This window comes from Endothiovibrio diazotrophicus (genome assembly GCF_054657215.1).
In genome coordinates this window covers 1-17,435 of sequence record NZ_BAAHXB010000054.1, presented here as the reverse complement: position 1 = coordinate 17,435, position 17,435 = coordinate 1, and the positions used below count along the sequence as shown (strand labels likewise).

Below are 17,435 nucleotides of genomic sequence, written 5' to 3'. Positions count from 1 at the left end.
GAGCGCCGGCTACAGCACCCCGGCCTCGCGCATCGCCTCGCGCAGCGATTCGTGGTGCCGTTCGGAAAACCAGGTCAGAGGTAGACGGATACCGGTGGGGATCAGCCCCATCTCGGCCACCGCCCACTTCACCGGGATCGGATTGGCCTCCAGGAACAGACGATCATGGAGTTTCGCCAGTTTGGCGTTGACCGCTTCGGCAGCGGCGCGATCGCCGACCGTCGCGGCGGCACACATTTCGTGCATCAGCCGTGGCGCCACGTTGGAGGTAACCGAGATCACCCCCTTGCCGCCGGCCAGCATGAGCTCCATGGCGGTGGCGTCGTCGCCGCTGTAGAGATCGATCGCATCGCCACAGCGTGCAAGGATGTCGCGGGCGCGGTCGAGATTGCCGGTGGCCTCCTTGATCCCTACGATGTTCGAGACGGCGGCGAGGCGCTGCACGGTCTCGGGGAGCATGTCGCAGGCGGTACGCCCCGGCACGTTGTAGAGGATCTGGGGAATCGGCACCGCCTCGGCCACCGCCTTGTGGTGGAGGTAGAGCCCCTCCTGAGTCGGCTTGTTGTAATACGGGGTGACCAGCAGGCAGGCATCGGCACCCGCCTCCATGGCGCAACGGGTGAGATCGATCGCCTCGCGGGTGGAGTTGGCGCCGGTACCGGCGATCACCGGCCGACGACCGGCGACCCGCCCGACCACCCTGCGAATCACATCGCAGTGCTCCCGCTCGTCCAACGTCGAGGATTCGCCGGTGGTCCCTACCGCAACGATGGCGTCGGTGCCGTTCTCGATGTGAAACTCGATCAACCGGTCGAGGGCCGCGAAATCGACCGCGCCGTCAGCGCCCATGGGCGTCACCAGCGCGACCATACTGCCGTGAAACATGCCTGCTCCGCTGAATCGTGACCGGGTGGATACCCGCGAATCCGGCAATGGTACTGGCCGTCGCCACCCCTGACAAGTCGTCGCCGCCCATGTCAGCGGTCGGCACGGGCCCCGCCTTGATCGGCGCGGCGGGAAAGGTGGTACACTGCGGCCCAACTCTCATTACTGCACGAAACCCTAGTCCTGAACGCGAGCGCTATGAACAACGGAGCCACCAAACAGAGCCATCTGGTCATCTCGGCCCTCGGCGAGGACCGCCCCGGCCTGGTCAACGATCTCTCGCTGGCGATCTTCAACAGCGGCTGCAACATCGTCGACAGCCGGATGACGGTACTCGGCGGCGACTTCGCCATCCTCCTGCTGGTCTCCGGCAATTGGAACAATCTGGCCAAGCTGGAGGGGCAACTGCCCAAGCTCCAGGAGCGGCTGTCGATGACCATCGCCGCCAAGCGCACCGAACTGCGCCAGGAGAGCCGCATGGCGCTGCCCTATACGGTGGAGGTGATCTCCATCGACCACCCCGGCATCGTCTACCGCCTCGCCAACTTCTTCTCCACCCGCGGCATCACCATCCACGATCTCAACACCACCAGCTACGCCGCCGCCCACACCGGCACACCGATGTTCGCCGTCAACATGACCGTCGACATCCCGGCGGAGGTGCATATCGCGGTACTGCGCGAGGAGTTCATGGTCTTTTGCGACGAACTCAACCTCGACGCCATCATCGAACCGATCAAAGGCTGAGCGGCCACAAACGGTGAGCGGCGCAGCAGCCATCCGGCTCTCCCGCCCCCCTTCGGGGAACGACCTCGTCCGTGCCACACCGCCCGCACCGACAGAAAACGTCTTGGCCTTGAGCCTCCCCCGTCGCTCCCCTCCTGCCGCACCTTTATCGGCATCGTTCCCGTGGCGAGCGAAACCTCCCCCCTCTTCGTCTCCTCCGATTCCGATCCAGAATCATCCATTCGATAGCAAGGAGCCTTTCCATGAGTGAAGTGGCGATCGGCCAAGCGGTCCCCGAATTCGAGCTACCTGCCACCGGCGACCAAAGCATCAGACTCTCCGAGTTGCGCGGTAGACGCGTCGTCCTCTATTTCTACCCCAAGGATTCCACCCCTGGCTGCACCAAGGAGGGGCAGGCCTTCCGCGACCTCCACGGAAAATTCGAACGTGCCGGCGCAGTGATCCTCGGCGTCTCCCGCGACGGCCTCAAGTCTCATGAAAACTTCAAGGCGAAGCAGGAGTTCCCCTTCGATCTTCTCTCCGACAAGGAGGAGGCGCTGTGCACCCTCTTCGACGTCATCAAGGAGAAGACGCTTTACGGTAAGAAGGTGATGGGTATCGAGCGCAGCACCTTTCTAATCGATGAGGAGGGTGTCCTGCGCGCCGAGTGGCGCAAGGTCAAGGTGGACGGCCACGCCGAGGCCGTGCTGGCGGCACTCAAAGCGCTGTGACCCCGATCGCCCGTCGGAAACCAGGGCTGTCCCAGAGGAAAAACGACTCATGGTCAAAAAGAAACATCACGACAAAAAGCGACTGTTCGTACTCGATACCAACGTATTGATGCACGACCCCACCGCCCTGTTCCGTTTCGAGGAGCACGACATCTACCTGCCGATGGTGGTGCTCGAAGAGTTGGACCGCGGCAAGAAGGGCGTCTCCGAGGTGGCCCGCAACGTCCGCCAGGTAAGCCGCTTTCTCGATGAGCTGATGAGTGACAAGGGCGAGGGAGAGATCGATCAGGGGCTGGAACTGCCGCGTCCCTCCTACGTTACCCAGGGGCAGGAGAAGGGGGCCGGCCGACTCTTTTTCCAAACCCGCGAGCACACGCTCGACCTGCCCAAGAGCCTGCCCGGCACCACCGCCGACAACTCCATCCTGGCCACCGCCCTGGCCCTGCAGAACGGCCGCACCGATATCCACGTCACGCTGGTTTCCAAGGACATCAACCTGCGCATCAAGGCAGCGGTACTCGGCATCCCCGCCGAGGACTACTTCAACGATCAGGTTTTGGACGACGTCAACCTGCTGTTCCAGGGCGCCTCGGAGCTGCCCGCGGGTTTCTGGGAGAAACACGTCAAATCGGTGGACTCGTGGAGCGAGGAGGGGCGTACCTTCTACCGCATCACCGGTCCCGATGCCGCCCAATGGCACCTCAACCAGTTCCTCTACAGCACCACCGAGGGCGAGCCGTTCGAGGCGATCGTCCGCTCCCGCGACGGGGACGGGGCGGTGGTCGAGCTGATCAACGACTACACCTCCCAACACCGCAGCATCTGGGGGATCAACGCACGCAACCGCGAGCAGAATTTCGCCCTCAATCTGCTGATGGATCCGGAGATCGACTTCGTCACCCTACTCGGCACCGCCGGCACCGGCAAGACCCTGCTGGCGCTCGCCGCAGGCCTCCAGCAGACCCTCGACGAGAAGCGTTTCCGGGAGATCGTGATGACCCGCGCCACCGTCCCGGTGGGTGAGGACATCGGTTTCCTCCCGGGCACCGAAGAGGAGAAGATGGCCCCCTGGATGGGCGCACTGATGGACAATCTGGAGGTGCTTACACAATCCGAGGAGGGAGGAGACTGGGGGCGCCAGGCAACCAACGACCTGGTGCGCAACCGGATCAAGGTGCGCTCGCTCAATTTCATGCGTGGCCGCACCTTTCTCAGTCGCTACCTGATCATCGACGAGGCACAGAACCTGACGGCCAAGCAGATGAAGACCCTGGTCACCCGCGCAGGCCCCGGCAGCAAGGTGGTCTGCATCGGCAACGTCGGCCAGATCGATACCCCCTACCTGACCGAGACCACCTCGGGCCTCACCTATGTGGTCGACCGTTTCAAGGAGTGGAACCACAGCGGACACATCACGCTACGCCGCGGAGAGCGCTCCAGACTCGCCGACTTCGCCGCGGAGACGCTGTAAGCCATATCTTACATGACCGTAAGCCTTTGACCATTTACGGCCATTCCGCCCACAGGCAGAATGGTCGTTTCGCGGAGTCTCCGAGAGATTCCGACATCTCGACCCTGCCAACTGAATTTACAAGAGATATTCCGGCGCTCCATGCGCAGGCTCCAGGAACGGTGAAGAGATCTCCCAGCCAACGCGGCAGATACCCGACAGCAGGCGACGGATGGCCCCTTAGGGCAGTCCTCCTCAACCTGCTGATTCTGCTCGTCCTGTTGCCGATGGCGCCACGGGCCGAAACGCTGCGTCTGGCGGTTCTCTACCCCGACTCCGCCGGCCCCTACCGGGAGATCTTCGACACCATCATCAAGGGCGCGGAAGAGGAGGCCGGCGGCCATGCGGAACGGATCCCGATCACCGACGAGAGCGATCCACAGGAGCTTTCCGGCACCCTGACGGCAAAGGGCATCAACGGCGTCATCGCCCTCGGCCCGGAGGGTTACCACATCGCCCAGGCCGGCACCCTCCCCCCCGGCATAGCCACCGTCAGCGGCGCCTTTTTCATCCCCCCCAACAGCGTCCCCGGCGTCAGTCTGGCGGTGGATCCGGAACCGCTGTTCCGGGAACTCAAGCGCCTCGCCCCCGAGGTCCGCCGGGTGCATGTGGTCTACGACCCCAAGTACAACGATTGGCTGATCGCGCTGGCACGCCAGGCAGCCAACCGCTTCGGCCTGCGCTTCGACGCCTACCCGGTCGAGTCGCTGCGCGATGCGGTCTCCCGCTACCGCGCTCTGATCGACCAGCCGCTGGACGAACAGGATGCCGTCTGGCTGCCGGTAGACGCCACCACGGTCTACGACAAGGTGGTGTTGCCACTGGTCCTGCAGGCCGCCTGGAACCAGCGCTTCACCGTCTTCTCCAGCAAGCCGAGCCACGCCCAGAAAGGGGCGCTATTCTCCCTCTTCCCCGACCATGACGCGCTCGGCAAACGATTGGCACAGATGGTCAAACGACTGCGTCGCACCAACGGTGGAGTCACCATGGAACCGCTCAGCGACGTCAAGCTGGCCGTCAACATCCGCACCGCCAACCACCTGGGTCTGCACTTCTCCAATTCGCTGCGCCACGAGTTCGCACTCGTATTCCCGACCCGCTGAGAGGCCATGAGGTCCGATGAAACGGTTCACCAGCCTCCTCTCCAGCGAAGCGAGCTTCCGCACCCAACTGCTTACCACCCTGACCCTCGGTATGCTGGTGCTGGCGCTGGCGGCCTCGTTGACCAACGCCTGGCTCACCAACCGCCAGGCCCAGGAGCGGATGATCGCCCAGGGTGAGCGGATCACCGCCACCCTCGCCCGCCAAAGCGTTCTCGCCCTGCTCTACGGCAGCGGCGAGAACGCCCGCGACTTCGCCGCCTCCACCCTCGCCTTCCCGGACGTGCGCAACGTCCGCATCCTCGACCGCGACCGCAAGGTCCTGCTGGAGATCGGCCACGGCAGCGCCACCCCCTTCCCGACCCTGGAACTGGACAACCCCAACTCCAGCGCGGTGCGCGACACCGCCGACGCCTGGCACTTCTTCGCCCCGGTGTTCACCCACGACCAGGGCGGGGAAAATGGCGAGGAGGCGCTCTACGGCGGCAGCGCCGGCGGGCGCGCCGAACTGCTGGGCCACGTCCACGTGGAGATGGGCAAGGCGTCTCTGCGGGACATGGAGCGTGCGGTACTCGCCAACAACCTGGCCACCGCCCTTGGTCATCGCCCTGCTGCTGGTGGGCGCCCTGCACCTCCTGCTGCGCCGTTTGATGCGCCCACTCAACGAACTCTCCGACGCGATGCAGCGGGTGGAGGAGCACCACAAGCACGTCCAGGTGAAGGTCCGCGGGCCGAAGGAGATCGGCCGCATGGCACGGGTCTACAACGAGATGATGGAGGCCCTGGAGGAACGTGACCGGCAACTGCGGCGCCACAACGAGACGCTGGAGACCCAGGTCACCCTGCGCACCCAGGAGCTGGTCCAGGCCCGCGACGCGGCGCTCGCCGCCAGCCGCCACAAGTCGGAGTTCCTCGCCAACATGAGCCACGAACTGCGCACCCCGCTACAGGCGATCATCGGCTTTTCCGGCCTGGTCAGCGAATCGCTGGAGATCAGCGGCCAATACGACGACGAGGTGGCCGACCTCACCGCGATCACCAACAACGCCCGTCGCCTGTTGTCGATGATCAACAATATCCTGGACATGGCGAAGATCGAGGCGGGGCGAATGGATCTCAAACTCGAGATTGCCAACCTGGAGGCGCTGGTCGAACAGGCGGTGGACACCGTCATGCCGCTGATACGTCAGAACGGCAACCGCTGCCGGCTGCACAAGGAGGGATTGGGAGAACCGCTACGGATCGACCAAGGCAAGCTGACCCAGATCCTGCTCAACCTGCTGAGCAACGCCGCAAAGTTTACCGAGCATGGAGAAGTGGACGTTAGCGCTCGCCGTGCGGAGGGCCGATTGATCATTGAGGTCAAGGACAGCGGCATCGGCATCGAGCCGGAGTTGCTGGACGCGATCTTCGAGGAGTTCCGCCAAGCCGACGGCAGCACCACGCGCAGCTTCGAAGGAACCGGCCTGGGACTGGCCATCACCCGTCAACTGGCCCGCCTGATGGATGGCGACATCACCGTCGACAGCATCCCCGGCGAGGGCTCCACCTTTACCGTTGAGATCCCTATCGAGCGGTAAGAGCCTGCCGTCAGAAGCGGTACTGGAACGCTACGGAGAGCTGGCGCCCCGGCCTGGGCTGGTCGTTGGGGATCGACACGGTGCCATCGTAGGCGCTCAGGCTCGGCTCCCGCGCACCCTCGTCGAAGAGATTGTTCACGGTCAGGGCGACCTCCCAGCGGTTGCGCGCGTCCTGCTGGCGGAGGGAGAGATCGACCACGGTGTAGCCGTCGAGCGGCTCCCGACTGTCGCCTGCAGCCCGGGGGCGCTCACCAATCCAGCTGAGCTGGGTGTTGAGTGACCAGCGTGAATCGATCGCCCAGTCGGCGCGCAGGTAGACCTGATGATTGGGTGCGTAGCCGGGATCCTGGCCGGTAACCTCGTCGGTGGACGCCTGGTAGGCGTAGTTGCCGCTCAGGGTGAGGGCGTCGCTGGCGCGCCATTTCCCCTCCAGCTAAGGAGGGCGCACGGAAGGCGCGACCGTAGAGCAGCTTGGTGGAGAGGTCGTAATCGGTCGCCCAGACCAGCGAGAGGCGGGGGTTGATGGTGGAACCGAAGTCGGAATAGTCGTCGTAACGCACGCCGACGGTGAACTGCCAATCCGGGGCGACGGCCCTTTCATCCTGGAGCACCAAGAAGAGGTTCCTGCGATCGATCTCGGGAATCCAGACCGCCGAGGTATCGGTGGTCGCCCCCCCCCCGAGGGGGCCTCCTCCTTGTGCAGCTCAACGATGACACACGGAAACGTGCCGCCGGTCAAGCTCAGGATCATGAGGGCGCGAACCGGACAGTGCAAGTCGTCGACCATGAGAAAAGGGGCCGTGCGGCCCCTTTCCAGGTTAGGCGCTTAGTGACGTCTCGCAGCGTCTCTGATCAAGTCCAGGGCGACCCGCATCCCCCCTTTCCTGGCGGAGTCGGCGTCGGGATGGATGCCGTCGATGGTGCTTTCCCCTCTCCAAGGGTCAGTGATCACCACGTCCGAGAGTCCGGAAACCGCGCTCAAGTAGCTTGCGGACAGGTACTCGTAGCTCCCCTGGTCGATCGTCCAAATAAAACCGTTCGCCTGGCCCATGGCGACCAGGTCGAGCGACTCGAAGGCGGGATACTTTGGATAGACCGGCGTCAGTCCGTCGTCGATGGCCGCCTGGCCCACTTCCACCAGTCGTGCCACCGTCGCGTCGATCTCGGCTACGGTGCAGGGCGCGGCCTGGATCAGGTCGACCTCGGCGTTGCCCGAATGGAGGCAGTCGTTGGAGATACCGATATAGACATATTGGGCATTCAGTTCCCCGATGGTGAAGTCGTACACCCGCTGCTTTGCGCGGTCGTACTGCTCAAGGTAGCTGGACCAGCCGCGATCGGCGCGGGCGAAGGTGGTCGCCCCGGCCTCAGCCTCGTTGACCACGTAGCCGCGCCCCTTGGTAAGGATCAGGGCGTGGGCAAGGGTGGTGCCCAGATCCTGGTAGGAGCCGAAACCCACCTTGATCCCCCCCAGGACACCGTTGATGGGGGTGTTGCCATTGTCCAGGCTCGCCCCAACCATCAGTATGCTTTTATCGAAAGGGTCCGGCTCTTGCCAACCACCGGCCATCACGGCCGTCGACAACACGAGCCCCGTCAGACCCAGAAACCACTTTTCCATTATTTTCTCCTTGGTTTTGATTCGCCGTGGGTTCGACGTCCCACCACTCCGATCTTTGGAGTGACCAATGCCAAATCCACGACATTTGGTACCGCGTATCACGAATGGATGCGCAGCTTTCCCAAGGCGGATCTTACGTAGCAGGAGATGCCGTATCAACCAAGGGGGAGGGCGATTCCCGTGGGACCCGATAGGCAAGACGTAAAGGCCGATGAAAGGAGGGCCTACCCGGAAAGCTCCAGCCAACGAGCGGAAATTCTTGTACGCTGAGAGCCAATCGCGCAGCCTCGAACAGGGCGACGTCGAGCGTCTGTTCCAGGACGGCGGCATCATCCAACCAGCAAGTCGCCTTCACCCTATCGCCATCAGGAAGATGAACCTTTCCGCCGTATGCCTCAACCAAAGGTATCTTCAATGATCGAATACCAAATCAACAAAACAATCGGCGTGATGACCGTACGCTTCCGCGGAGAAGTGACCTACGACGACCTGATCCACTGGTACGAAGAGATCGCCGAGAACAGGGACTTTTCCAGCAAGCTCGACGGAGTAACCGACATGCGCCAAGCCAAGCTGCTGCTGGAACGGGATGACATGGCACGCATCGGCGAATACATCACCCACCACCAACTGATCTTCGGCCGCTGGGCGATTCTGGTCGAGGACACCAAGGCAACTGCCCTCTCCATGATCTACGGGAGACACACCGGAGAGGTGCACGAGGCGGAGGTCTTCTCCTCGGACGAGGCGGCCTCCGCCTACCTCGGGGTCGAGATCACACCGCTACTCGAAGGCCTGCCGCCATTCTCACCCGACGACGATGCCAGCGCATTCGCCCATTAGGGACGCGGGAAAGAACACATTACCCGCAACTCGCTTGTCTCGTGGCCCGCCCTCGACGTTGCGGCAAGGGTTGCAAGCCGGGCTGGCACGCCGCGAAAACGGACCACGATCCAACACGATTTCGGGGCAATATTTCTTCCGCCCCCCCCCCCCCGAAAAAAAGAGAAGGCCGGCATAGTGCCGGCCCTCGTCGCGATCTCCTACACCGTAGCCGTTCAATCGAAGCGGTACCGAACCTCCGCATATACACTGCGCCCAGCCAACGGCAGGTCGCCGGGAATGTCCGAGGGACCCGGCTCCGTGGCTTGAGTGTCGAAGAGGTTGCGAACCGAGAACGCAGCCCCCCAACGGTCCGCCGAATCACCATACCGCAAGGTAAGATCCACCAAGGCATAGTCATCCGCATTCGGGCGGGTATCGCCCACCGGACGCTTCCGTTCTCCCACCCAATTGAGTTGGGTATCGAGCAGCCACTGCGGCGCGATACGCCAATCGCCCCGCAGATAGGCCTGGTGCTCCGGAGCATTTCCGGCGTCGGTATCGCTCATCTCGTCAACGGTGTGCTGGTACGCGTAGTTGCCGACCAGCGTAAACGCGGGACTGACCTTCCATTCCGCCTCCAGCTCCAACCCGTACCCCTTCTTGCCACCGGCATTCTGGTAAGTGGACGACGTGGCCTGCGCGGCATCGGGCACCAGTTGGATGATGTCCTTCATCCGGTAGGTGAAGAGACTCAGCGCCCCCCGCCAATCCTCCAGCGGGTGGTAGTCCCAGGCCAGCTCCAGGGTATCGATGGTTTCAGGCTGCAGGCCGGGATTGCCCAGATCAACCGGATTGTTCCGGTTGTAGAGTTCCGAGAACGATGGGGCGCGGAAGGCGCGCCCGTAGAGAAGTTTGGTGGAGAGGTCGTAATCGGTCTGCCAAACCAGCGCCAGACGCGGATTTATCGTGCTGCCGAAATCGGAGTAGTGATCGTAGCGGGCGCCGACGGTGAACTCCCAGTCGCGGGCAAAGGCCCACTCGTCCTGTGCCGTCACATGGTAGATCTTCCGATCCCGCTCCGGAATGAATACGGAAGGAAGGTCCTGCCAGTAGATCGACCCGCCAGGATAGTTGATGGGCACGCCGCTGGGAGTGGTGAGGAAATTACGGTACTCCTTCACATCGTAGAGATCGCCGTAGTAATACCCCACCCCGAGGCGGAGCAGATGACGGTCGATCCCGCTGTAGAAGCCGTGCAACGAAAAACGGGTGTGTTTCTCGAACACCTCGGGGCCACCGATCACGCCATCGGGCATGTACTCGCCACCCAACAGGGAAAAGTCCATCCCCGGCGGTATGAGCACCAGCGGGTTCTCGAACTCCTGACTCGTCTGGAAGTAACTCAGCTGCCCGGTCACGTCCCAATGCTCGCTGAAATGGGGGTCATGCCAGGTGAGATCGGCGTTGAAACGGTCGCTGCTGTACTGCCCCACCGGGTCCAGCGAGCCAGCACCGAGGCCGCTCTCCACATTCCGGCGTCCCTGGTAGCCGGCACGAACGCGCCAATTGTCCCGAGACGCATCGACGCGAAGATCCATGTTGTCCCGCCCCAGATTGAGGGAGCCCGGGGCCAGGGAAGCGGGTTGGTAGGTGGGGTCGAGCGACGAGATGAAGCCATCCCGCGCGGTCTGCTTGTCCGAGGCGACCGTCTCGCTCTGGCCGTCGGTGGTCCCCGCCTCCACCATCACGGCGACATCCCACCCGCCCACCTGCTGGCCGTGGAGCAGCCAACTCTCGCGACGCCCAAAACTGCCCAGGCGCGCCCCGACCTCGGTACCGTCGATCTCATCGGCCGTCTTGGTGATGATGTTGACAACGCCGGCAAACGCGTCGGCACCATAGACGGCGGAGCCGGGGCCGCGAATCGCCTCAATGCGTGAAATCGCCTGGACCGGCATGCCTCCCCAAACGAAATTGCGATTTCCCTGGAACAGGTTGGTGATCGGGATGCCGTTGACGAGCATCAACACCTGGGGATTGAACTGGGAGTAGATACCACGAACGGTGTAGATGGGATTATAGAAGAAGGTATCCCGTGCCACGTGAAAACCCGGGATGGTCTCCAACACCTCATCCAGGTCGGTAGCCCCCATGTCGGCGATGGTCTTGGCCGTGATGACCGTCGCCACCGCCGGCGCCTTCGGCAGCGGCTTGCTGGTGCCGGTGGCAATGCTGATAATTTCACCACCGCCGTAAAGGGACTCCAGTACGGTCGAATCCGGAAGCTGCTCGGCCGCCAGCACACCCTGTGTCGATCCGATGAAACAGAGGGAGGCGGAAAGCGCAATTTTTCGACGCAACATCAGAATTGGCTCGCCATTTTATACATTTGTTGACATCCCGCTGGCCTATCGTGGCGCTATGAAACGTTCTTGTCAATCAGGCCGGCGAACCAACCACCACCATCCGCGTCAGATCTCTTTCCTAGGGAGAAATCAACCGCCCTGTGAAGGAAATATCCTACAACGTGGCGGCGCCCATATCACCCTTCCTCTTCACCCCATCGCCGCTCCGCAGATTCCCCTTCATAGACCAGAGAAGCGCAACGCAGGGGAAAAAAGGCCCCTTCCGGCTTGCGATCCGCGTCGATGAAGCAAGGCACCATGCCGGCGGAAAAACTGAGCATGAAGTAGCGGTGATACTCCTCGGAGGAAAGCCCCTGATCGGCGGCCAAGGCGGCGTCCAGCGCCCCGATGTTCATGCGCATCGGATAGCGGCGCTGTTTGAGAATCTCTTCGATCCGAAAGGCCAATGCGGTATGGGGACCATCACCGAAGCCGAGATCCCGGGCGAACTCCATCAGCGGCCCGATCCGCTCGTCGGTGCGCACGATCGGGCGCCCGAAACCGGGTATCCACCGGTGCCGCTTCAACTCACCCCGCACCAAGCGGTCGAGATCCGTTCCCGCGTCCACCTCCTGTCGAGCACGGATCAGAAAATCGATCGTACGGATATTGGAGCGGTGGCCAAACAGCTCTCCCTCTGAAATCGCCAATGCCGAACTGACCCCCAGCGTCGCCGTACTGCGCGCAGTGGCCGCCAGGGCCGCGATCCGGTTGGGCCAGATCCGCGGATCGGGATAACTCACCGAGAGGCTCCAGATCCCTTCAAACAGGCGAATCTGCTCCGCTGAGAAATGCCGCCCGGTAATCCCGAACAACAGCAACTCCATCCAGCGCATATCGCGCAGGTCGTGAAGCAGGTCCCGACCGCGCAGCACCACACGCTCTCCGGGAAACCATTTGCCCATGTCCGTGCGCCAACGCCCCTCGTATTGGCGCAGCGTATCCACTTTATCCTTCATATCTCCCTCCAACACGCCCTCCTTCGCCCGCTAGTGTACTGCCCCGCAATTAATGGCCCTTTCAGCGAGTCGCCAAGCGGTCAGCCGCAAGGCGCGGGCTCGCCGGGGCAGCCGCCCTGCCTCAAGAGACCGCAACGCGGCGGATGGCCGCTTGGCGGCTCGCCCGCAGGGCGCCCCCCAGAGACGCCAGGCCGGCGTTGCGGCGCTTGCCAAGGACTCGCCATTGCCTGCGCGCCGCGCCTTGTCCTGGCGTCTCTGGGGGGCGCTGAAAGGGCCATTAATTGCGGGGCAGTGCACTAGCGGCGCGGTCCGGGGTCGTTGCTCAACTCCAGGCCATCAAGCCAGAACGGGTAGTTCTGCCAACCGTAGCGACGCTGCTCCAGGGCATGGACGGCCGCTCCGGGCAGGCGAAGGATCAGGTAGAGCATTTCCGCCCGATCCTCATCCAGCCCCAGATCGAGAAATGCCGCCGCGGCCACGCCACTCATGGCCAGCGGCCGACCCGCCGCCTGTTCCAGCAACTCGCGATTGGCCGCCAGCCACTCCAACGCCCCGCCTCGCGACAGCGAGCAAAGGTGCGTGAGGGTCTGCAACACCGGCAGCGCGCAGGATGCCCCGTAAGGATCGAACCCCGGCGGATGCTCGCTGGGACGCCAGGCATCGATCCGCCCGGCCTCCACCGGAGCGGACAACGCCGCGCGCCAAGCGGCGAGATCGCGACCACGACTCGCCCACAATTTCATCGCATTGTAGACATCACGAGCGCCTCCCAGCTGACCGGCGCCGATACCGAGCGCGGCAATCAATGAGGCGGCGCTATGGGAACCCCCAAGCCCACCATTCATCGCCGCGCGGACGGAGTGGTCCCGGGGGCCGGGGTCGGCAAGGGCGACCGCCAGGTCCTCGAGCAACCGGGCGCACCACTGCGCAGGGCGTTCGCCGGTGAACATCAGCAGCCAATACTCGGCCCAGGAGGCCTTGCCGAGCAGATCGCCATAGACGTCGTAGCCGGCACAACGGCAGACCCTCGCGGCGAATGGATTGTCCGGCTCCGCCTCTTCACTCCAGATGCGGCTTCGGATGGTGTCTGGCTTATCACTCATCGGGATTTCGTCCAATCCTTTGCAATACGACCGGCCCCTTCGCCACGGCGAAAAAGAGCCGAACAGGAGCGGTCAGGTGCCGAGGGATTCTACGCGCGCCCCCATCGGCGGCACCTTTTCGGGGTCGATATGGACATCGAGCAGCGTCGGCCCCCGCTTGCAGCCGAGACGCTCGAAATCGAGGCGCTCCAACTCCGCGAGACTGCGCACGGTGAAGGCCTCCACCCCCATCGCCTCGGCGAACGCCTTGAAATCCACCGGCGGCAGGAGGTTGCCGACGTCGCGGGCGCCGCGCAGCCGCTGGCCGTGACGCACCATGCCGAGCGCACCATCGTTGAGCACCACAAAGATCACCGGCAGCTCCTCCATCAGCGCGGTGGTGATCTCCTGACCGTTCATCAACAGGCTGCCGTCGCCGGTGATGCAGACCACCGGCCGACCGCGCAGCCCCATGGCACCGCCCACCGCACTGCCGATCGCCCACCCCATGGCACCGAAGCTCATCTCCACCCGGCAGCGACCGACGCCGCGGGGATGGAGGTCATGGGTCGCCCAGACGAAGCTGCAGCCGGTGTCGGCGTGGAACACCGTCTCCTCCGGCAGGACGCGCGCGAGCGTCCACATCAGCCGTTGCGGATCGACCCGTTCGGGGACATCGGGATCCTGCCGATGTTCCGCCACCAGCCCCTCGTGGGTCTCCGAAAAAGGATGCCCGCGGGCGCCGTCGACCGGCCGCGACCCCTTCGGCCGCGCAAAACGGTGGAGCAGCTCGCGAAAGATCGCCGCCACGTCCCCCTCGATGTGCAGGGCGGCCCCGCGGGAGCGGCTGAAGTTGCTGAGCACCGTGTCGACGTGGACCACCTTGGTGCTGCGCAGCACCTCCCCCGCCCCACCGCATGTCTCCCACTCCCCCAGATCAGCCCCCGCCACCAGCACCAGATCCACCTGCGGATCGACCAGCGCGCGGTTGGCGGTATCGTGGCCGGCAAAGCCGATCACGCCGCGGAAACGGGAATTGTAGGGGTCGATCCACCCCTTGCCCTGGGGGGTGGCGACAATCAGCGCATCGACCCGTTCGGCGAACTCCGCCACCTCGTAGGAGGCGCCCCAACAGCCGGCCCCTACCACCACCACCGGGTTGCGCGCCTCGCGCAGCCGCTGGTAGAGGCGCTCCGTTCCCATCTCGTCCCACATCGGCCGCGGCCGGGCCAGCCGCGAGATGTCCATCCCCACCACCTCGGGGGGCACCGGCTCACGAAAGATGTCGGTGGGAACGCTGAGGTGGACCGCCCCCCGCGGGAAACGCAGGGCGTTGAGCGCCGCCTTGACGAACTTGCCTTCCAATTGGGCCGGATGGGAGATGAGCTGGCTGTAACGGGTGCAGTGCTGAAGGATGCCGACGGTATTGACCGTCTCGCAGGCCGACTCCTGAAACGCGGCGGAGCCGAAGCGGCTGAGCTGGCTCTGGGCACTGATCGCCAGCAGCGGTACGTGGGCCACGTTGGCCCCGGCCACGCCGGTGACCAGGTTGGTGGTACCGGGCCCGGTCGTGCCACAACAGACGCCGAGCCGACCGGTCTCCCGGGCGTAGCCGTCGGCCATAAAGGCTGCGCCCGCCTCGTGGCGAGCGATCACCGGCCGCGGACCGCCCCGCTCTGCACTGTCGGCCAGCGCATCGTAAAAAGGTTCGATCGCCCCGCCCGGGACACCGAACACGTACTCCACTCCCAGTTGTTGCAGATAGTCGACCATCAGAGCGGCCACGGTCATCGGCGGTCTGAAGTCGTGCTTGATTACCCGCGCGTTATCGCTTCCCAACGTGATCACCTCTTTCCATCCTGGAGTCCGTACTGAATATAGATCCCTGGCCAGTCAATATTTCGTATAACACGAACAACGCTACCAGAAATTCGCACAAAATTAACTAGCTAATTTCGTACAGACCCGTAGTCCTAGTCTTATAGATTATCATCAAATTTCGCTAATGTCCCAAGCATTGGATCACAACTTTTCTTCCGATTTCGCCCTCCCGACGGCGTCCCACAGGGAGGAGGGGAGGAAAGGCGGGGTGTGACATCGAAAATTACACCAAACGACGGTTTGATATCCTGTCAACGTGCCGCAACGCCCATTTGTGACGGGGCGACGTAACGACGGGCGGAAGCCGTGCAGGAAGAGACCGGCGTGCGAGGCGAAAAACCGGCAGGGGGGGACCACTCCCAGCCAGCGAAGGGGGGGTTACAGAAGGAAGTGGGTGACTGACACGGAGGTTGGTGGTTGATGGCCCCCCTCGGAGAAGCGGAACCTGCCCACCCGACCGCGACGTTGCGCCGCGGCCCCATCATCTCAACTCAATCCGGGAAGCTCGGAAAGGGGCTGCGGCCTGCCGATGCCGTACCCCTGGGCGTAATCCACGCCCAGCTCCCGCAACACCTCCAGGCACTCCTGCTCCTCCACAAACTCCGCCACCGTCTGTTTGCCGAGGGCGTGGGCCACTTCATTGATGGAGCGGACCAGGGCCCGATCGGCCTCGTCCCGATGGATGTTGCGGATGAAGCTGCCATCGACCTTGAGGAAGTCGGCCGGCAGTTGCTTGAGATAGGCGAAGGTGCTGAAGCCGGTGCCGAAATCGTCGAGTGCGAAGCCGCAGCCGAGGGCACGTAGCCGCTGGATCATCCGCTCGGCAAGGTTCATGTTGGCCAGACTGGCGGTCTCGGTGATCTCGAAGATCAGCCGCTGCGGGGCGACCCGGCGCACCGCCAGCTCCTCCTCCACCAGGGGCAGGATCCGCTCATCGCGGAAGGCGTGGGCCGACAGGTTGACCGCCATCCGCCCCAGGGCGGGATGTTCGGCGAGCATCGATATCGCCCGGGTAATCACCCAATGGTCCAGCGCCGCGATCTCACCGGCCCGTTCCAGCGCCGGGATGAAGACCCCCGGGGGCACGGTCGACCCATCCTCCAGCGAGAGCCTCACCAACGCCTCGTAGTGCTCCACCCGACCGCTGGCCACGTGCAGAATCGGTTGCAGGTGGAGGTCGATCCGCCCCGCGGCGATCGCCTCGCGCAACCGCCGGACCCAGTCGATGCTGGAGGAGAGATCGTCGGTCTCCCGATCGTCGGGGTCGAACACGTGGACCATGTTGCGCCCGCGGCTCTTGGCCACGAACAGCGCCTTGTCGGCCTCGATGAAATACTCCTCGGGGCTGGCGTGGCGACCGTCGATCTCGGCCAAGCCGATACTGGCGGTCAGCTCGAAGTCCCGCTGATTGTAGGTGAAGCGATACCCCTGGACCGTGGCCCTCAGCTCCTCGGCCACCTTGCGCGCCTGCTCCAGCGGGGTGTTGGCCAGCAGCAGGGTGAACTCATCGCCGCTCAGGCGGCAGAAGATGTCGGCATCGCGGATCCGCACCAGCACCACCCCCGCGAGCTCCTTGAGCAGGATGTCGCCCTTCTTGTGGCCGAGGGTGTCATTGACCACCTTGAAGTGATCGATATCCAGGTAGAGCAGCGCGTGGTTGCCGGCCCCGCGGGCGGCGGTGGCCGACAGGTGGGCCAGCGAGGCATTGAAATGGTTGCGGTTGTGCAGGCCGGTCAGCGGATCGTGGAGCGCCAGATACTCCAACCGCTGCTGGGCCTGCTTGCGCTCGGTGACGTCCATCAGCTGGCCGGAGATCCCGGTACCGTGATCGACCCCCGCCATCGCATCGAGGGTCAACGCGCACCACACCACGCCGCCATCGCGGGTCACCAGACGCAGCTCCATCTCGCAATGGCCGTCAGTCCCGCGCAGCGCCCCCACCGCTTCGCGGAACGCCTCGCGCTCGTCCGGATGGAACAGCTCCGCCAGCGGTCTCCCCTGAGCCTCCGCCGCCGGATAACCGGTCAGCCGCTCCCAGGCGTGGTTGATGAAGATCAGACGCCCGTCGGCCCCCAGCTCGAAGACCACCGTCCCCAGGTGATCGAGCAGGTGCTGATGGGCACGCGCCAC

At 63.9% G+C, this 17,435-nt stretch carries 15 protein-coding genes and 1 pseudogene; 7 read left to right on the top strand and 9 right to left on the bottom strand.

Features of this window, described 5'->3' with window-relative positions; genetic code table 11:
- Positions 1 to 9 precede the first annotated feature (9 nt).
- Positions 10 to 885, bottom strand: a complete 876-nt coding sequence (dapA, locus tag ACYQ2W_RS14120; protein WP_459868265.1) for a 4-hydroxy-tetrahydrodipicolinate synthase — start codon at positions 883 to 885, stop codon at positions 10 to 12.
- Between the two features lie 198 nt (positions 886 to 1,083).
- On the opposite strand from dapA, the gene ACYQ2W_RS14115 reads away from it, so the two are divergent.
- From ACYQ2W_RS14115 to ACYQ2W_RS14090, 6 genes are all read left to right on the top strand, one after another.
- A complete protein-coding gene (locus ACYQ2W_RS14115) occupies positions 1,084 to 1,632 on the top strand; it encodes a glycine cleavage system transcriptional repressor (protein WP_459868262.1) in 549 nt (182 codons plus the stop codon).
- 242 nt (positions 1,633 to 1,874) lie between these two features.
- Entirely contained in the window at positions 1,875 to 2,342 is a 468-nt protein-coding gene (locus ACYQ2W_RS14110; protein WP_459868259.1) for a peroxiredoxin, read from the top strand.
- A gap of 49 nt (positions 2,343 to 2,391) precedes the next feature.
- On the top strand, positions 2,392 to 3,813 hold the full coding sequence (locus tag ACYQ2W_RS14105) for a PhoH family protein (RefSeq protein WP_459868256.1): 1,422 nt from the start codon (positions 2,392 to 2,394) through the stop codon (positions 3,811 to 3,813).
- Positions 3,814 to 4,079: 266 nt separating this feature from the next.
- Entirely contained in the window at positions 4,080 to 4,955 is an 876-nt protein-coding gene (locus ACYQ2W_RS14100; protein ID WP_459868253.1) for an ABC transporter substrate-binding protein, read from the top strand.
- Between the two features lie 16 nt (positions 4,956 to 4,971).
- Entirely contained in the window at positions 4,972 to 5,748 is a 777-nt protein-coding gene (locus ACYQ2W_RS14095) for a hypothetical protein (protein ID WP_459868250.1), read from the top strand.
- Complete coding sequence (locus ACYQ2W_RS14090) at positions 5,633 to 6,532, top strand: HAMP domain-containing sensor histidine kinase (protein WP_459868314.1); 900 nt, start codon at positions 5,633 to 5,635, stop codon at positions 6,530 to 6,532. The genes ACYQ2W_RS14095 and ACYQ2W_RS14090 overlap by 116 nt, the downstream gene beginning before the upstream one ends.
- Positions 6,533 to 6,542: 10 nt before the next feature.
- Here the strand turns inward: ACYQ2W_RS14090 and ACYQ2W_RS14085 are convergent, their stop codons facing one another.
- From ACYQ2W_RS14085 to ACYQ2W_RS14075, 3 genes and pseudogenes are all read right to left on the bottom strand, one after another.
- Positions 6,543 to 6,965, bottom strand: coding sequence for a TonB-dependent receptor domain-containing protein (locus ACYQ2W_RS14085; protein WP_459868311.1), 423 nt, complete (start codon positions 6,963 to 6,965; stop codon positions 6,543 to 6,545).
- A gap of 7 nt (positions 6,966 to 6,972) precedes the next feature.
- Positions 6,973 to 7,182 (bottom strand): annotated as a pseudogene (locus tag ACYQ2W_RS14080) (TonB-dependent receptor domain-containing protein); the annotation flags it as partial.
- A 176-nt stretch (positions 7,183 to 7,358) separates the two neighbouring features.
- On the bottom strand, positions 7,359 to 8,054 hold the full coding sequence (locus tag ACYQ2W_RS14075; protein WP_459868247.1) for a hypothetical protein: 696 nt from the start codon (positions 8,052 to 8,054) through the stop codon (positions 7,359 to 7,361).
- 513 nt (positions 8,055 to 8,567) lie between these two features.
- Between ACYQ2W_RS14075 and ACYQ2W_RS14070 the strand changes: the two genes are divergently transcribed.
- The gene (locus ACYQ2W_RS14070) at positions 8,568 to 8,996 is read left to right on the top strand and encodes a hypothetical protein (protein WP_459868244.1); all 429 of its coding nucleotides are present in this window, start codon (positions 8,568 to 8,570) and stop codon (positions 8,994 to 8,996) included.
- 215 nt (positions 8,997 to 9,211) lie between these two features.
- Here the strand turns inward: ACYQ2W_RS14070 and ACYQ2W_RS14065 are convergent, their stop codons facing one another.
- From ACYQ2W_RS14065 to ACYQ2W_RS14045, 5 genes are all read right to left on the bottom strand, one after another.
- On the bottom strand, positions 9,212 to 11,341 hold the full coding sequence (locus ACYQ2W_RS14065; RefSeq protein ID WP_459868241.1) for a TonB-dependent receptor plug domain-containing protein: 2,130 nt from the start codon (positions 11,339 to 11,341) through the stop codon (positions 9,212 to 9,214).
- A gap of 179 nt (positions 11,342 to 11,520) precedes the next feature.
- Positions 11,521 to 12,342 carry a citrate synthase family protein gene (locus ACYQ2W_RS14060; RefSeq protein WP_459868238.1) on the bottom strand — a complete coding sequence of 274 codons (822 nt, stop codon included), beginning with the start codon at positions 12,340 to 12,342 and terminating at the stop codon, positions 11,521 to 11,523.
- A gap of 296 nt (positions 12,343 to 12,638) precedes the next feature.
- Positions 12,639 to 13,445 (bottom strand): citrate synthase family protein, encoded by an 807-nt coding sequence (locus ACYQ2W_RS14055; protein WP_459868235.1) that lies wholly within the window; start codon positions 13,443 to 13,445, stop codon positions 12,639 to 12,641.
- Between the two features lie 72 nt (positions 13,446 to 13,517).
- Positions 13,518 to 15,263 (bottom strand): thiamine pyrophosphate-binding protein, encoded by a 1,746-nt coding sequence (locus tag ACYQ2W_RS14050; RefSeq protein WP_459868232.1) that lies wholly within the window; start codon positions 15,261 to 15,263, stop codon positions 13,518 to 13,520.
- 528 nt (positions 15,264 to 15,791) lie between these two features.
- On the bottom strand, positions 15,792 to 17,435 hold a 1,644-nt coding region (locus tag ACYQ2W_RS14045; protein ID WP_459868229.1), incomplete at its 5' end, for a putative bifunctional diguanylate cyclase/phosphodiesterase.

Excerpts from the sequence above, each read along its gene's own strand:
- ACYQ2W_RS14060 (WP_459868238.1), bottom strand. The coding sequence starts at position 12,342 with ATGAAGGATAAAGTGGATACGCTGCGCCAATACGAGGGGCGTTGGCGC.
- ACYQ2W_RS14065 (WP_459868241.1), bottom strand. The coding sequence starts at position 11,341 with ATGTTGCGTCGAAAAATTGCGCTTTCCGCCTCCCTCTGTTTCATCGGA.
- ACYQ2W_RS14090 (WP_459868314.1), top strand. The coding sequence starts at position 5,633 with ATGCAGCGGGTGGAGGAGCACCACAAGCACGTCCAGGTGAAGGTCCGC.
- ACYQ2W_RS14105 (WP_459868256.1), top strand. The coding sequence starts at position 2,392 with ATGGTCAAAAAGAAACATCACGACAAAAAGCGACTGTTCGTACTCGAT.
- ACYQ2W_RS14100 (WP_459868253.1), top strand. The coding sequence starts at position 4,080 with ATGGCGCCACGGGCCGAAACGCTGCGTCTGGCGGTTCTCTACCCCGAC.
- ACYQ2W_RS14075 (WP_459868247.1), bottom strand. The coding sequence starts at position 8,054 with ATGGTTGGGGCGAGCCTGGACAATGGCAACACCCCCATCAACGGTGTC.
- dapA (WP_459868265.1), bottom strand. The coding sequence starts at position 885 with ATGTTTCACGGCAGTATGGTCGCGCTGGTGACGCCCATGGGCGCTGAC.
- ACYQ2W_RS14110 (WP_459868259.1), top strand. The coding sequence starts at position 1,875 with ATGAGTGAAGTGGCGATCGGCCAAGCGGTCCCCGAATTCGAGCTACCT.
- ACYQ2W_RS14095 (WP_459868250.1), top strand. The coding sequence starts at position 4,972 with ATGAAACGGTTCACCAGCCTCCTCTCCAGCGAAGCGAGCTTCCGCACC.
- ACYQ2W_RS14070 (WP_459868244.1), top strand. The coding sequence starts at position 8,568 with ATGATCGAATACCAAATCAACAAAACAATCGGCGTGATGACCGTACGC.
- ACYQ2W_RS14055 (WP_459868235.1), bottom strand. The coding sequence starts at position 13,445 with ATGAGTGATAAGCCAGACACCATCCGAAGCCGCATCTGGAGTGAAGAG.
- ACYQ2W_RS14115 (WP_459868262.1), top strand. The coding sequence starts at position 1,084 with ATGAACAACGGAGCCACCAAACAGAGCCATCTGGTCATCTCGGCCCTC.